The sequence below is a fragment of the Pseudomonas kielensis genome, assembly GCF_030505375.1.
Lineage (GTDB): Bacteria > Pseudomonadota > Gammaproteobacteria > Pseudomonadales > Pseudomonadaceae > Aquipseudomonas > Aquipseudomonas kielensis.
The window spans coordinates 3,110,435-3,124,291 of sequence record NZ_CP130043.1; the positions used below are offsets into that span (position 1 = coordinate 3,110,435).

General features: G+C 62.4%; 13 protein-coding genes and 2 pseudogenes. 6 read left to right on the plus strand and 9 right to left on the minus strand.

Annotated features, from left to right (window positions below):
• Positions 1 to 48: 48 nt before the first annotated feature.
• From mksF to mksB, 3 genes are read right to left on the minus strand one after another with little or no spacing between them, the layout of a single operon-like run.
• Entirely contained in the window at positions 49 to 2,889 is a 2,841-nt protein-coding gene (mksF, locus tag Q1W70_RS14505; protein WP_166589796.1) for an Mks condensin complex protein MksF, read from the minus strand.
• On the minus strand, positions 2,886 to 3,587 hold the full coding sequence (gene mksE / locus Q1W70_RS14510; RefSeq protein WP_095169029.1) for an Mks condensin complex protein MksE: 702 nt from the start codon (positions 3,585 to 3,587) through the stop codon (positions 2,886 to 2,888). Before mksE ends, mksF begins: the two co-directional genes overlap by 4 nt.
• Positions 3,577 to 4,854, minus strand: a complete 1,278-nt coding sequence (mksB, locus tag Q1W70_RS14515; protein WP_166589795.1) for an Mks condensin complex protein MksB — start codon at positions 4,852 to 4,854, stop codon at positions 3,577 to 3,579. Before mksB ends, mksE begins: the two co-directional genes overlap by 11 nt.
• 217 nt (positions 4,855 to 5,071) lie before the next feature.
• Here mksB and Q1W70_RS14520 point away from each other — a divergent pair, with 217 nt between their 5' ends.
• Both Q1W70_RS14520 and rimI read left to right on the plus strand, forming a co-directional pair.
• Positions 5,072 to 5,830 (plus strand): energy transducer TonB, encoded by a 759-nt coding sequence (locus Q1W70_RS14520; protein WP_178117374.1) that lies wholly within the window; start codon positions 5,072 to 5,074, stop codon positions 5,828 to 5,830.
• Positions 5,823 to 6,275, plus strand: a complete 453-nt coding sequence (gene rimI / locus Q1W70_RS14525) for a ribosomal protein S18-alanine N-acetyltransferase (RefSeq protein WP_095169027.1) — start codon at positions 5,823 to 5,825, stop codon at positions 6,273 to 6,275. Before Q1W70_RS14520 ends, rimI begins: the two co-directional genes overlap by 8 nt.
• A gap of 48 nt (positions 6,276 to 6,323) precedes the next feature.
• Here rimI and Q1W70_RS14530 read toward each other — a convergent pair.
• Positions 6,324 to 6,729: pseudogene (locus Q1W70_RS14530) on the minus strand (serine kinase/phosphatase).
• Positions 6,730 to 6,869: 140 nt separating this feature from the next.
• On the opposite strand from Q1W70_RS14530, the gene can reads away from it, so the two are divergent.
• A complete protein-coding gene (can, locus tag Q1W70_RS14535; protein ID WP_166589792.1) occupies positions 6,870 to 7,514 on the plus strand; it encodes a carbonate dehydratase in 645 nt (214 codons plus the stop codon).
• A gap of 18 nt (positions 7,515 to 7,532) precedes the next feature.
• Here the strand turns inward: can and Q1W70_RS14540 are convergent, their stop codons facing one another.
• Positions 7,533 to 8,051, minus strand: a complete 519-nt coding sequence (locus Q1W70_RS14540; RefSeq protein WP_166589799.1) for an SET domain-containing protein-lysine N-methyltransferase — start codon at positions 8,049 to 8,051, stop codon at positions 7,533 to 7,535.
• 290 nt (positions 8,052 to 8,341) lie between these two features.
• Here Q1W70_RS14540 and Q1W70_RS14545 point away from each other — a divergent pair, with 290 nt between their 5' ends.
• The gene (locus Q1W70_RS14545; protein WP_166589791.1) at positions 8,342 to 9,658 is read left to right on the plus strand and encodes an MFS transporter; all 1,317 of its coding nucleotides are present in this window, start codon (positions 8,342 to 8,344) and stop codon (positions 9,656 to 9,658) included.
• A gap of 6 nt (positions 9,659 to 9,664) precedes the next feature.
• Here Q1W70_RS14545 and Q1W70_RS14550 read toward each other — a convergent pair whose 3' ends face one another.
• Positions 9,665 to 10,180 (minus strand): RidA family protein, encoded by a 516-nt coding sequence (locus tag Q1W70_RS14550; protein ID WP_166589790.1) that lies wholly within the window; start codon positions 10,178 to 10,180, stop codon positions 9,665 to 9,667.
• A 183-nt stretch (positions 10,181 to 10,363) separates the two neighbouring features.
• On the opposite strand from Q1W70_RS14550, the gene Q1W70_RS14555 reads away from it, so the two are divergent.
• Positions 10,364 to 11,680 (plus strand): methyl-accepting chemotaxis protein, encoded by a 1,317-nt coding sequence (locus Q1W70_RS14555; RefSeq protein WP_166589789.1) that lies wholly within the window; start codon positions 10,364 to 10,366, stop codon positions 11,678 to 11,680.
• Here Q1W70_RS14555 and Q1W70_RS14560 read toward each other — a convergent pair.
• The 3 genes from Q1W70_RS14560 to Q1W70_RS14570 form a co-directional block, all read right to left on the minus strand.
• Positions 11,665 to 11,850, minus strand: coding sequence for a GNAT family N-acetyltransferase (locus tag Q1W70_RS14560; protein WP_178117368.1), 186 nt, complete (start codon positions 11,848 to 11,850; stop codon positions 11,665 to 11,667). The genes Q1W70_RS14555 and Q1W70_RS14560 overlap by 16 nt on opposite strands.
• 35 nt (positions 11,851 to 11,885) lie before the next feature.
• The gene (locus Q1W70_RS14565; RefSeq protein ID WP_166589788.1) at positions 11,886 to 12,254 is read right to left on the minus strand and encodes a cupin domain-containing protein; all 369 of its coding nucleotides are present in this window, start codon (positions 12,252 to 12,254) and stop codon (positions 11,886 to 11,888) included.
• Between the two features lie 77 nt (positions 12,255 to 12,331).
• Positions 12,332 to 13,141: an AraC family transcriptional regulator gene (locus Q1W70_RS14570; protein WP_166589787.1), complete on the minus strand. Its 810-nt coding sequence runs from the start codon at positions 13,139 to 13,141 to the stop codon at positions 12,332 to 12,334.
• Between the two features lie 206 nt (positions 13,142 to 13,347).
• On the opposite strand from Q1W70_RS14570, the pseudogene Q1W70_RS14575 reads away from it, so the two are divergent.
• Positions 13,348 to 13,825 (plus strand): annotated as a pseudogene (locus tag Q1W70_RS14575) (GNAT family N-acetyltransferase).
• Positions 13,826 to 13,857: the final 32 nt, after the last annotated feature.

Here is a 13,857-nt window from a genome sequence, read left to right on the forward strand (position 1 = left end):
CGCGATCCAATGGATCGCGGCCTTTTTGTTGAGGCACCAGTTGAGCGCTTAGACGGCGTCCAGCTCGGCTTCGGTCGACTCGACGCTGACTGCCGGTTTCACCTCGTCATGCCGGCGAATGTACTTCCAGTCCGCCTCGTCGATGTAGATCCCGTTCGGCCCGCTGCCACCTTCCAGGTCAATCGCCACACTGGCGCAGACCTGTGGCTTGACGCTGGCCAAGATCGGCACAAAGCCCAGTTGCAGGCTGGTTTCCAGCAGGGCGGCCTGGTTCTTCTCATCGATATCCGCGGCTTCGTCGAGGTAGTACGGCAAGCGCACCCGCCCGGCCTGGTCCCGGTCCATCAAGTGCAGCAACAAATACATGTTGGTCAGCGCCTTGATGGTCATCGTAGTGCCGTTGGACGCGGCGCCATCGATGTCGGTGTGGATCACCGGCTGGCCATTGACCTTGGTAATCTCGAACGCCAGCTCGAACAGGTCCTTGAGGCCGAGCTGGTTGTGGTTCGCCGCCACCAGGCGCGCCAGGTACTCCTTGGCCTCCTCGTTCTTGTTGTCCTGCTCGGCACTCTGGCTCAGGTCGAACACCGACAGGGTTTCGCCTTCCTCGTACTGACCGGCACTGTGGATGATCTGGTCAATGTGCTTGAGGGCTTCCTTGTTCGGCGCCAGGACGATGCGAAAGCTCTGCAGGTTGGACACCTGGCGCTTGTTGATCTCGCGGTTGAACAGCGCCAACTGGTGTTCGAGGCTGTCGTAGTCGCTGCGGATATTGCGCAGTGTCCGGGCGATGTCGGTGACGGCCGCACGCCGGGCCTTGCCCAGGGTCAGGGCTTCATCGGTACGGTGGGCGTAAGCGTTGATCAGCAATTGCAGGCGCCGCTCCATGTCGTCTTCGCTGTCGAACTTGGCCACGCCCTTGAGGCGAACCTGGGCGTACAAGGCGTCGATCTGGCCGTCGACACGCAGCAAGCCCTGCCAACTGTCCTGGTAGTCATTGAGCAGCGGCAACAGGTTGTCCATGGAATCGTCGATCGGGTCCATGAACGGCGTGCCGAACGGCAGGTCGGCCGGCAACAACTGGCGGCGGCGCAGGGCGTCGTCGAGGGTGCGTTGCTTGGCTTCCATGTCGCCGATCTGCCGGCCGACCAGTTGCAGCTTGGCCGACAGTTGCTGGACGCGTTCGGTGAAGGCATCGCTGGAGCGCTTCAACTCGTCCTGGGCCGCTTCCATCTGTGCCAGTTGCTCAAGCTTGTCGCCTTCTTCGGCGCTCAGGGTCTGCGCGCGACGGAAGTCCTCCAGGGCTTTTTGCGCGTCCAGCACCTGCTGGTACAACGCTTCAGTCTGGGTCTTGCTGGCAGCGCGGTCCGCGGCGACGGCCTGCTGGGTTTTCAGTTGCTTGAGTTCTTTGTCCAGGCGCTCTTTCTGGTCGCGCAATGCGGCGCGGTCAGCCAAGGCTTGCAGGGCGGGCGGTTCGATGTGGGAAATGTCGATGGACAGCCCCGGCACGTCGAAACGCTCACCCTTGAAGCCGTCGAGAATCAGCTCCAGGGATTTGACCCACTGACCGTCCTCGTCCAGCGTAATACCGTGCTCACCCAACGGCAGGCTGAACAGCGCGCTGTTGAACAGGCGCATCAGGCGTTCGACGTCCTGTTGCGAAAACTCTTCGCGCAGGCGCGCATAGCTGTTGTTGTCGGCGTGATCGAGTTGCTGCTTGACCGACTTCAGGCGCTTTTCCAGGTCCCGCAGGCGCTCTTCCAGGTCTTCGGCGCTGAACTGCCGGGACTGGGCCAGGGCGCCGGCCAGTTCATCGTGGGCATCCTTGGCTGCCAGCAGTTGCTGCTCCAGGACTTTGACGTCTTCAACCAACGCGAAACGATGCTTGAGCACCGACAACTCGCCGAGCCAGCGCTGGATGCCGGTGATCTCGCGTTCCAGGCGCATCAGCTCCTGCGTGCCGCCACGCTGATCGTTTTGCAGGGCGTCCTGCTCGTTGCGGTAGTGCTCGGCCTGGATCGTCAGTTCTTCCTTGCGCGCACTGGCGTAGTCCGACCAGGTGCCCAGCAGGGAATCGAGCAGCGGCGAGATGCGGTGCAACTTGCCGCGCAAAATATTGCGCTGGGTTACGCCTGCCGACAGGGCTTCGACCAAGGGGCCGGCGGTAACCAGTGAGTTGTAGTCCTGCTCCATGCGGCGTACATCGCGGAAGGCTTCTTCACACGCCGCGATGTAATCGACGCTGCCGGAGCGCAGGCTGTGCTCGAAGGCATCGAGGAACAGTTGCTTGAGCTTGGCCGCGGTGATTTCCCGCATGTGCAGCAGGTTGATGAACAGCGCCCGGAAAGTCTTCAGGCTCTGCTCACTGGTGGAGCGCAGCGGAATCAGGGTCAGGTCCAGCGGGATCGACGTGTGACCGCCTACCAGCAGGCGCCGCAGTTCATCCGGTTTCAGCTCGTAGGCCTTGAGGCCTTCGCGCTCCAGGTTGCTGAACAATTCTTTCTGGCGCAGGCACGTGTCGTTTTTCTGGTAGTGGGCCAGGTCCAGCTTGCCGGCGTAAGCGAAGAACTGGTGGCCAAAACCGCCGCCCGGCCCACGACCGACCACGCCGATCACATGCGGACCGTGGGGCAGCGAGACCTCCACCAGGATGTAGCTGGTGTCGGAGGCGAAGTAGAAACGCCGCGATTGTTCCAGGCTGTACTTGCCGAAACTCATGTCCGACATGCGCGCCAGGATCGGGAACTGCAGGGCGTTGATCGAGGCGGACTTGCCCAGGTTGTTCGCCCCATAGACCGACAGCGGCTCTTCCAGCGGGAACAGGCCGAGGCTGTAACCTGCGGTATTCAGAAGGGCAAAGCGGCGAATGCCGTAGCGTTCCTTGCTCATGCGTCGAGCTCCTGTTCTTCGGCAATGGCACGGGCCAAGGCATCTTCTTCACTGTCTTCGGCGAAGTCGCTGAGGTCCAGCGGATCATCGGTCTGCAGCAATTTTTCGTCGCTGTCGTCGTCAATCAGCACCGGCGCCGGCAATGGCAGCACGCTGTGCAGGCTGGCGGCCAGGTCGCGGTCCTGCTGCACCGACAGGCACACGTCGAGGAAGCGGTGCATCGGTGGCAGGAAACGGTAGATGCCGTTCTCTTCCCCGGCAAAACCGAGCTGGGTCATGCGCCGCATGATCTTTTCTTCGAGTTCTTCCACGGTCTGCACTTCGGCCTGGATGAACAGGTCGCGGTATTTTTCCAGCAACGACGGCAGTTCATCGCGGCCCAGGCTACCGCCGTCGAGCACGGCGATCGGATCGCGGCCCTGGTCGGCCAGGTGTTCGACCAGGATGAAGGTGAACAACGCCAGGCGCTGGGCCGTCTTGTTCACGGCAGCGGCGGCGAGGTCCGGCACAAAGTAGTAGAAGCCCCGGGTATCGCACACCAGTTCAAAACCCAGGGCGCGGAACAAGGTGCGGTACTGGTCCTGAAAGTTCGACAGCTGCGCGTACAGCTCAGGATCGCGACGGCTGACGTGATAACCCTTGAACAGCTCGCGAAAGATCGGCGCCAGCTGAGACAGTTCGGATAGATCAAGATGCATGGGAAGTGCTCGCAGAATTCTCGCTGGCGTCAGAGCCTGCCGAGAGCAGGGCGAAGGAGCGCAGGCTGACCTGATGCTCGTGAGTGTGGTAATCGCGGCGTTCCAGGCGCTCGCGCTTGAAGCGTTTATCCCGCGACAGGCGCGAGAACCAATACAGCAGCTCGTCGGTTGCGCCATCGGGTTCCTGCTCCAACAGCCAGGTCATCAAGTCTGGCATCGGCAGGGCGTCTTCGCAGCGCTCGAGCATTTCCCGGACCGTACGTGGTGCACGCGGGGCTTCGCCGGTCTGGACTTTGTGGGCCTTGGGGAAACGCGCAGGCTTTGGCTCGAAACGCGCCAGGGCGTAGACATAGGCTTCCACCTGGCTGGCACTGCCAAGGAAGGTGCTTTGCGGGCGAGTGAACATCGGCATCGCCGCTTGTGGCACCGCGTCGATGCCCTTGCGCCGGATCATCGACAGGGCCAGTGCCGCGCCACGGGTCACGGCGTTGTGCCGGCGGGCTTCTTCGCGCAGCGGCAGCAACAACTCGCGGGCGTGGCGCAGGGTCAGTTGGGCGCTGGTCTGCATTTCAAGGATGCGCGCGTGGGTGCGCAGGAGCATGTCGTCGTCGACCAGATGGCCCAGGCGCTGCTGCTCGGTGAGCATCTTGAGCAGGACGTTCTCGACCTTGCGCACGCCTTGTTCGAAGGCGCCGTCGGCGTTGACCAACTGGATCATCGGCTCGACATACTCGTCCCAGGTCGCCAGTACTTCGGCATAACGCTGGCGCAAGGGAATCTGCCGGTCGCTGGTCTTGGCCCGCTCGGCGACGGCCACCAGGGCCTGTTCGTCGTTGGCGAGTTTTTTCAACACATCGCGTACGCGCATGTCGAGCAAGCGCAACTGGCGCGCCAGGTCGTTGCCATCGCGAATGTCGAACGCGTCTTGGATGTAGCCGGCCAGCCGCTCCAGGTGCCGCAAGTAGGCTTCGATTTCCAGGCACAGGCCCAAGCGGTGCTCGCGGCGCAGGTAGGCCAGGAAATCGTGGATCTGCGCGTTCAGTTCAAAGCGGTTCGGGCTTTTTGCCACCGGAACCAGAATGTCGAGGCGGATCCACACATCCAGCAGGCTGGTGATGTCCTGTGGCGTGCTGTCCAGTTGCTGGGCGGCCAATTGCGTGCGCAGTTCGTTGAGGCTCAGAGTGCCTTGGTCGAAATGCTCACACAGTGGCTCCAGAAGTGCCCAGTGTTCGGCGAGGGCGCGCAAGACGCGCTTGGGTTCGATCATTGGATTGGCCGGCTGGTTGGCGATTAAAAGCAGCGATTGTACTGCATCGCAGGCAATGGGAATCCCCCTCGGCAGATCGACGGGACGGACTGTCGTTTTTCTCTGCTCTACTGCGGGCGATCTTCGGCGAAGGGCGGTAGAATCCCTGCACTTTAAGTTATCCACAAGTGGCCGACCTTTGCTAATCGAGTCCCGTCGCCGCGCTTATTTGACTGCCATGCAGGTGGTCAACTGGCTGCCGCGTACAGAATTGCCCTTTGCCGCCCCTTCGCGGCCCGAGTTGCTGGAGTGGGTCGAGCCGTTGCTCGTCGAGCCCCCAGAGCCGGGCGCTGCGCCTGTGCCGGTGGCCAAGGCCGCCGTCGCGGTCGAGCCGATCACCGCCCCCGCGGCGCGCCCGAGGATCGAAGTGCCGCGCCCGTCGCTGGCCAGTACCCGGACCCACGCCAAGGTCGAGGAAGAGGCCGCCCCCACCGTGGCCAAGGCCCCGGTCGTGCCGCCACCGCGGTTTGCCCTGCAATTGTTGCGCGCCGGCCGTTGCCTGCTGCTGGTGGAGTTACCCACAGGCGATACGTTCCAGACGCGTGACCCGGCCTACCTGCTGCTCAAGGACATGTTGCGCGCCGCCGGCCTGCCGGACAGTCCACAGATCGTCGGTGAGCCGGTGCGTTGGCCGCTGTTGACACGGGGCACCATGGACCAGGGGCCGGAAGCGGCGCGGGACTTCGTCCAGGGCTTTGTTTCGGCGCGCCTGGAAGACGAACCTTGCGTCTGCCTGTGGCTGATCGGCCTGCCGGCCGTGCGTTTCGCCGGCGAGGCGGATGCACAGGCGTACAATCGCGAACTTCAGGTCGAAGGCCTGGGGTCGGTCTGGGCGCTGCCTGGCCTGGAATTATTAATGGAAGAGCCACAGCGTAAGGCTGATGTCTGGCAAGCCATGCGTCGGCTGATGGCGCGCTGGAAAGAATCAAATGAGTGACGCTGTATCGTTCCGCCCGATGACCGAAGCCGACCTGGACGCCGTACTGAAAATCGAATACGCGGCGTTCAGCCATCCCTGGACCCGTGGGATCTTTCTCGATGGCCTGGGCAAGTACCAGATCTGGCTGATGTTCGAGGGGCAGCAGCAGGTGGGCCACGGGGTGGTGCAGATCATCCTCGATGAAGCGCACCTGCTCAATATCACGGTCAAGCCGGAAAACCAGGGACGCGGCCTGGGCCTGACCTTGCTCGAGCACCTGATGTCGATTGCCTACAAGGCACAAGCACGTGAATGCTTCCTCGAAGTGCGCGACAGCAACCGCGCGGCTTTCCGCCTGTATGAACGTTACGGCTTCAACGAAGTGGGACGGCGCCGCGATTACTACCCAGCGGTCGGTGGGCGTGAAGACGCCGTGGTCATGGCCTGTACCCTGGTCGACTGAGCCCTTTGAACTGTGCGGGCAAGCCTGACGCTTGCCCGCGAAGGCGTACTAGCGATTGCCGTCGACCGGATCGCGCCGCGCCAGCTCCCGCTTCATCCAGGCCATTGCCGCCGCCAATCTCGTCCTCATCTACGATGCTCAAGTCCCAATCGGCCTGATTGCCTTCGCCGACGTCCTGGGCGTCCCGTGCGCCGTCTTCACGAATCAGGTTGCCTGGGGTCAGGTCATCATCGGTGGATTCGTCGTCATCGGTCGTGGTCTCGTGCAGACCTGCTTCAGCTGCAGGCTGGCGCGGGGCGGTCGGCCTGCGCAGGTGTTCGGGCAATTCATCGCGCAGGATGGCGTTGGAGGGCTCCTCATCGAAGTCCAGTTCACGCATCGAGCCCATGCGGTCTTCGTTGTCGTCGATAGGCTCGGGTTGTACCGCGCCATACGGACGTCGTGAATCAGTCATGGCAAATCCTCATAATGTGGGGGCTTATAGGGTGGACAGGCGCTACCCTTGAAGATTCCAAGCCATTTGCCCTAATAACGGCGTGACCCCGACGCACGCTGGGGTGTCAAACCAGCGCATCATTCTTGAGGCTTCAGAACATGAACGAATTACAAGATCTGATTGATAACAACGAGCGCTGGGCTGATGCGATCAAGCAGGAAGATCCTGACTTCTTCGCCAAACTGGCCCGCCAGCAGACGCCTGAATACCTGTGGATCGGCTGCTCCGATGCGCGCGTGCCGGCCAACGAGATCGTCGGCATGCTGCCCGGCGACCTGTTCGTGCACCGTAATGTGGCCAACGTCGTGCTGCACACCGACCTCAACTGCCTGTCGGTGATCCAGTACGCAGTCGATGTGCTCAAGGTCAAACACATCCTGGTCACCGGCCATTACGGCTGTGGCGGGGTGCGGGCGTCGATGCAGGACCGTCAGTTGGGGCTGATCGACGGTTGGCTGCGCTCGATCCGCGACCTCTACTACGAGCACCGCGAAGCGTTGGCCCAATTGCCGACTGAAGAAGAGCGGGTCGACCGTCTCTGCGAGCTGAACGTGATCCAGCAAGTGGCCAACGTCGGCCATACCAGCATCGTGCAAAATGCCTGGCATCGCGGGCAGAGCCTGTCGATCCACGGCTGCATCTATGGCATCAAGGATGGCCGCTGGAAGAGCCTGAACGCCACCATCAGTGGTTTCGAGCAACTGCCGCCGCAGTATCGCTTGCGCCCGGTGGGTGCCCTCTAGCACACCCCAGGCGGGCGTTCAGCAGAGGCCATGGCGATGCCATCGCTGCAGGAAAAGCCACCCCTCGGTGCTGGGCTGTTCATCGTAACCGGTGATCCAGCCACGGCATCGGGGCGAGCCGCATTCACAGGCAAACTGGCGCAACAAGCTGGCTTCGGTGCTGACATAGTCCATGCACAGTGGGCTGCCCGGCGTAATGTCCTGTAGCGCCCATAGCCAGAGCTCGCTCATGTCGAGGAAGACGTTGGGGTCGCAGGAGTGGCGCAGTCGTCCGCAGAAGTAAGGGTCGTAGACGTGAATGCCCGCTGCCAACTGGACGCTGTGCAACTGGGGGGCGTGGACCAACTGTCCGGATACCCGGCACATCCGGGTAATCCGCTGAAAGTGACGCAGGGCCATGACTCCCCGGCCTTTCGCGCTGTGGCCGGACTCCACAATGAAGTCGGCCATGGAGGGGTAGCCCTGCTCGGGGCTGAGCCCCTCAAAGGGGTAGAGGCATCCGTTCAATAAAGACTGGGCATTGACCTGGGGTTTCATAGACATCCCTGCCTGGTTCAAGCCTGCGACAGCCGCAGACGGGGCATCCTGTCAGCCCTGCAGCGCTTGAGTAGTGTTCAAGCGTCTCGCAAATGACACAGACCGTCTACTGTCAGCCCTGACAGGGGAGGGTGGCCATTTATGCTGTAAGCCATGACTTACAGTGGCGCCGAAATCATTTCGCCAGTGGTGTTTTATGAGCTTGGGACTATGGTGTAACGGGTTGTCCGGGAGCGTTTTTGCGTAGACCATGGGCGCCGTGATTTTTTGCCTATTTTTCGAGCCCGTTTATGACTGCCATTGCCGACCCTCGTCCCGTCCCGTTCTCCCGGTCTGATTACAAGACCCTGGGCCTGGCGGCACTGGGCGGGGCGCTGGAAATCTACGACTTCATCATTTTCGTGTTTTTCGCCCTGACCCTCAGCCAACTGTTTTTTCCGCCGGAAATGCCCGAATGGCTGCGTCTGCTGCAGAGCTTCGGGATCTTTGTCACCGGGTACCTGGCGCGGCCGCTGGGTGGCATCCTGATGGCGCACTTTGCCGACCGGCTGGGGCGCAAGAAGGTCTTCAGCTTGAGCATCCTGATGATGGCGCTGCCGTGCCTGCTGATCGGGATCATGCCGACCTACGCCCAGATCGGCTATTTCGCGCCGTTGCTGCTGCTGGTGCTGCGGGTGTTCCAGGGCGCCGCCGTCGGCGGGGAAGTGCCGAGTGCCTGGGTGTTTGTCGCCGAACATGCGCCCGCCGGCCACCGCGGGTATGCCCTTGGATTCCTGCAGGCCGGGCTGACGTTTGGTTACCTGATCGGCGCCTTGACGGCGACCTTGCTGGCACAGGCCTTCACCCCAGCGGAAATCCTCGATTACGCCTGGCGTTATCCGTTCCTGCTGGGCGGGGTGTTCGGCGTGCTTGGCGTGTGGTTGCGCCGCTGGCTCAACGAGACCCCGGTGTTCATGGCGATGCAGGCCAGCCGTGAACTGCACGTCGAGCTGCCGTTGCGCACGGTGCTGCGTGAGCACCGTCTGGCGATGTTGCCGGCGGTGATCCTCACCTGCGTACTGACCTCGGCGGTGGTCACCTTCGTGGTCATCACCCCGACCATGATGCAGAAAACCTTCGGCATGACCGCCAGCCACACCTTTGCGCTGAGCAGCCTGGGCATCGTATTCCTGAACATCGGCTGCGTGATCGCCGGCCTGATCGTCGATCGGATCGGTGCCTGGCGTACGGTGATGCTCTATAGCCTGCTGTTGCCCCTGGGCATCGGCGTGCTCTACAGCAGCCTGATTGGCGGAGCGCAGTGGATCGGCCTGGCCTATGCGATTGCCGGTCTCGGTTGTGGGGTGGTGGGCGCGGTGCCGTCGGTGATGGTCAACCTGTTCCCGGCACGGATTCGCGTCTCGGGGATCTCCTTCACCTACAACATTGCCTACGCGATCTGGGCCAGCATCACACCGCTGTTGCTGATCGGTCTGATGCCGTGGAGCCCATGGATCTGCGTGATCTTCTGTGCCGTGATGGGCGCCGTGGGTATCGGTGCGGCACTGTATTTCGGCTCGCGCCTGCCCCAGGTCGCCCAGCCGGCTGGCGCGACCTGCTGCCCCTGAGGGTGGTCAATCGCTGATCGAGTCTTCATCCAGCGGCGCCACCAGCGGTTTGAGCGCGACGATCATGTCGACTTCGACCGCGGCGCCCTTGGGGAGCTGGTACACCCCCACCGAGGTGCGTGTATGCACGCCGGCCTCGGCGAAAATCCCGTACAGCACCTCCGAGGCGCCGTCCGCCACTTCACTTTGCTGGGTGAAGTCTTCGGCGCTGCGCACGTAGACATTGATGCGCAAGACCTTGTGGATCCGCTCCAGGTCGCCCAGTTGCTGCGTGAGGATGGCCAGGGCGCGCATCGTGCAAATCTTCGCGGCCAACCGGCCTTGCTCCAGCGACACCTCGGCGCCCACGCGGCCCACCACCATCACCGTATTGTCGATGCGCGGAATCTGCCCGCTGATGTACACCTCATCGCCATGTTGCACCGTCGGCACGTAGTTGCCGCCAATGCGCATTTCACCGTCGAAACGATGACCCAGCGCCTGGGCGATACCCTCGAACAGCGCTTTGCGTGATTGATCCATGTCGGGCGTCTCCTGTGTGTGGGGTGCGCCGACTATAGCGGGTTGCTGGCAGCCCCAAACAGAGGCGTGGCGCAATCGTCGAGTATTTTTGTCGAACAAGCCGGCCGGGCTCTTCAGAAACCTCGCACAAGGCCGATGGCTAGGCACAACGATGCACTCACCCCGGCCCATTGGTGTCCCCCCATGTTCAACAAACGCTTGAAGCAGGAGCTGTCGGCTCTTCGCGAGGAACTCTCCAGCCTTCAACAAGTGAAGGAAAGTCTGGACAGCGAGATGCTGGTGCTCACGCTGCACCCGGATGGGCGCGTGCAAGCGATCAACCACAATTTTGCCGAGCAAATGGGCTACAAGGGCAACGAACTGATTGGCCGGCCGATCGACGACATCGTCCCGCCGCACGTCAAGACTGACGAGTTCCACCTGCGCTTTCGCCATGCCTTGACCCGTGGCGAGCACTTCGCCGGTGCGCTGCGCTTGCTGCGCGGCAACGGGGAAGAAGCCTGGTTGCGCTCGATCTCCCAGCCGGTGCGTGGACCGGACGGGCGGGTCAAGCACGTCTCGATTTACGCCAGCGACCTGACCCGCACCATCGAAAACTCCCGCGAGCACGAGAATCTGATCGGCGCGCTGGTGCGCTCCACCGCAGTGATCGAGTTCGACCTGGGGGGCCATGTGTTGATGGCCAACGAGCGGTTCCTCAGCGGCATGGGCTACACCCTGGCGCAAATCAAGGGGCAGCACCATCGCCTGTTTTGTGAACCGCAGGAATACCAGAGTGCTGGCTACCACGCGTTCTGGCAGCGCTTGAACGCCGGTGAGTTCGTCGCCGACCGCTTCAAGCGGATCGACGGTCACGGTCGGGTCGTCTGGCTGGAGGCGTCCTACAACCCGGTGCGCGATGCCAACGAAAATCTGTACAAAATCGTCAAGTTCGCGACGATCATCACCGACCAGGTCAATCAGGAGCAGGCGGTCGCCGAGGCGGCAAACATTGCGTACACCACCTCATTGCAGACCGACAGCAGCGCACAGCGCGGCACGGCGGTGGTGACCCAGGCGGTCGATGTGATGCGCGAACTGGCCCGCCATATGCAACAGGCCGGTGAAGGGATCGAGGCCCTGAACGAGCAGTCACTGGTGATCGGCAGCATCGTCAAGACCATCAGCGGCATTGCCGAGCAGACCAACCTGCTGGCGCTTAACGCGGCCATTGAAGCGGCCCGCGCCGGCGAGCAGGGCCGGGGGTTTGCCGTCGTCGCGGACGAAGTCCGGCAGTTGGCTTCGCGGACCAGTAAAGCCACCGATGAAATCGTCGGGGTGGTGCGTCAGAACCAGGACATGGTGCGCGATGCGGTGGTGCTGATGACCGACGGCAAACTCCAGGCCGAGCAAGGTCTGGCGTTGGCGGCCGAGGCGGGAACGGTGATTGTCGAGATCCAGGACGGCGCGCAGAAAGTGGTCAGCGCGGTCGGGCAGTTCGCCAATCAGCTCGCCACTTGAGGGCTTGCGCGATCGCTGCGCAAGTGTGACAGCATCAGCCAATCGCAGTGCCTGCCGGACCATTTCATGGCCTGGGCGTCGCCATGAATCGCCAGCAATTGCGGCGCGTCGTCCATCTGGATCTCACGCAGGTGCAAGCGCTGGGTGTCGAGGAGGGGGAAGGCGTGCATTGAATCTCCTTATTCAGCCGCCTGGGCGTCGCGCTTCAGATCCACTGATCATTCTGCGCGGTGCGTGAACCCCCGGCGTCGCCGGTATTGAGCACGCCGCGAGGTTCGATCAGCATCAGGCTGACTTCCTGCTCGGCATACGGCTTGTGCTCGACGCCCTTGGGCACCACGTACATTTCGCCTTGGCGCACCAGTACCTGGCCATCGCGAAAGTCGATGCGCAACTGGCCGTCGAGGACGATGAAGGTTTCGTCGGTGTCCTGGTGATCATGCCAGATGAAGTCCCCCAGCAGTTTCACCACTTTGAACTGGTAGTCGTTCATCTCGGCAATCACCCGCGGCGACCAGTGCTCGTTGATCAGTTGCAGTTTGTTGGCGAGGTTGAGGCTTTGATAGGACGGCATGGCGCGGCTCCTGAAAGTTGATGGCCGACCCAGGTTAGCCAGGACGGGCGTCAGACTCTTGCACGATTGTGCGGCCCTCAGGCGCGGTGCATGTTCATCCAGCGTGCGGGTGACAGGCCGTAGGTCTTGCCGAATTGTCGAGTCATGTGGCTTTGGTCGCTGAAGCCGGCGATCAGCGCGGCGTTGCTCAGCGACTCGCCTTGCATCAGCAACGCCCGCACCAGGTCCAGGCGACGCATGGTCAGGTAACGGTAGGGGCTGGTGCCAAACAGCAAGCGAAAGTCCCGTGACAGGCTCCAGCGGTCGCGCCCGCTGTGTTCGGCGAGTTGCTCGAGGGTGACCGGCTGATCGAGGGCGCTGTGCATGAACGCGCGCGCGCGCTCCGCCGCCACATAATCGAAGCGCTGACGCCGCGCAGGGGCGCCGGAGACGACGTGCAGGGCTTGGGCCAGGTCATACAGGGCGTCCTGCTGCTCCAGCGCATCGAGCGGGCGATCAAGGCTTTGCAGCAGCGCCCCGGTGGCGGCGAACAGGCGCGGATCGTTGCTGATCCCGGTCTTGATGAATGGCAGTGGCTGGCCGCCGAGCATCTGCTGGATCAACGCCGGTTCGACGTAGAGCATCCGGTACTTGAAGCCTTCCTCGGTGCCGGCCTCGCCATCGTGGGCTTCATCCGGGTGCAGCACCATGGTGCTGCCGGGCAGGCTGTGGCGCCAACCACCGCGATACTGAAAACTCTGGACCCCGGCCAGGGTATGGCCGATGGCGTAGGTGTCGTGCCGGTGAAGGTCATACCCGTGCCCGGAAAAATACGCCTCGATACGCTCCAGCCCGCCGCTTTGGGGGGCGCGATGGAACCAGTCGGTGAGGCGTCTTGGCGTGTTCATGGGCAGTCTTCATCATGGGATTGGCACGGGTTCCCACGGTATCTCAGCGGCGGGTGGGCTGTCAGCCGGATAACCGTTTGCCTGATGGGCTCAAGGTCGAGTAAAAACGCTGTTCCAGCGATCACACCGGTGGCTGGCAGTTGCTCGCTATTGTTTGGCGCCCATCGGGTTGCCAATCGTTAAAAAAGGGACAAGGAGACCCACCCATGACCATCACTTTCAGAGCGGTAGAAGCCCGGGATGTTCCGCGGATCTGTGGTTTTGCCCGCAACCAGGAAGAACAGTTTTTCTTTTTTCCGGCCGCGACCTGGCCGCTGACCGACGACCAATTGCAGGGCTCGATCGACAAACGTTCGGACTCCACCGTGATCGAGACTGGACGGTGTGGTTGCAGGCTTTGCCAACTTCTATCAATGGGCAGAGGCGGGCACCTGCACCATCGGTAACGTGATCGTCGATCCTGAAGTGCGGGGCAAGGGCATCGGCGCGCAACTGATCGAGCAGATGATCACGATTGCCCGCACCCGGCACCAGGCCCGGGAGGTGACGTTGTCGTGCTTCAATACCAACGTGGCCGGGCTGTTGCTCTACCCCAAGCTGGGGTTTACCCCGTTTGCCATTGAAGAGCGCCAGGACCCACAGGGCCGCCGGCTGGCCCTGGTGCATTTGCGAATCGCGGCGTAGACGGCGGGCAGTGGCGATCAACCCTGCTCGCC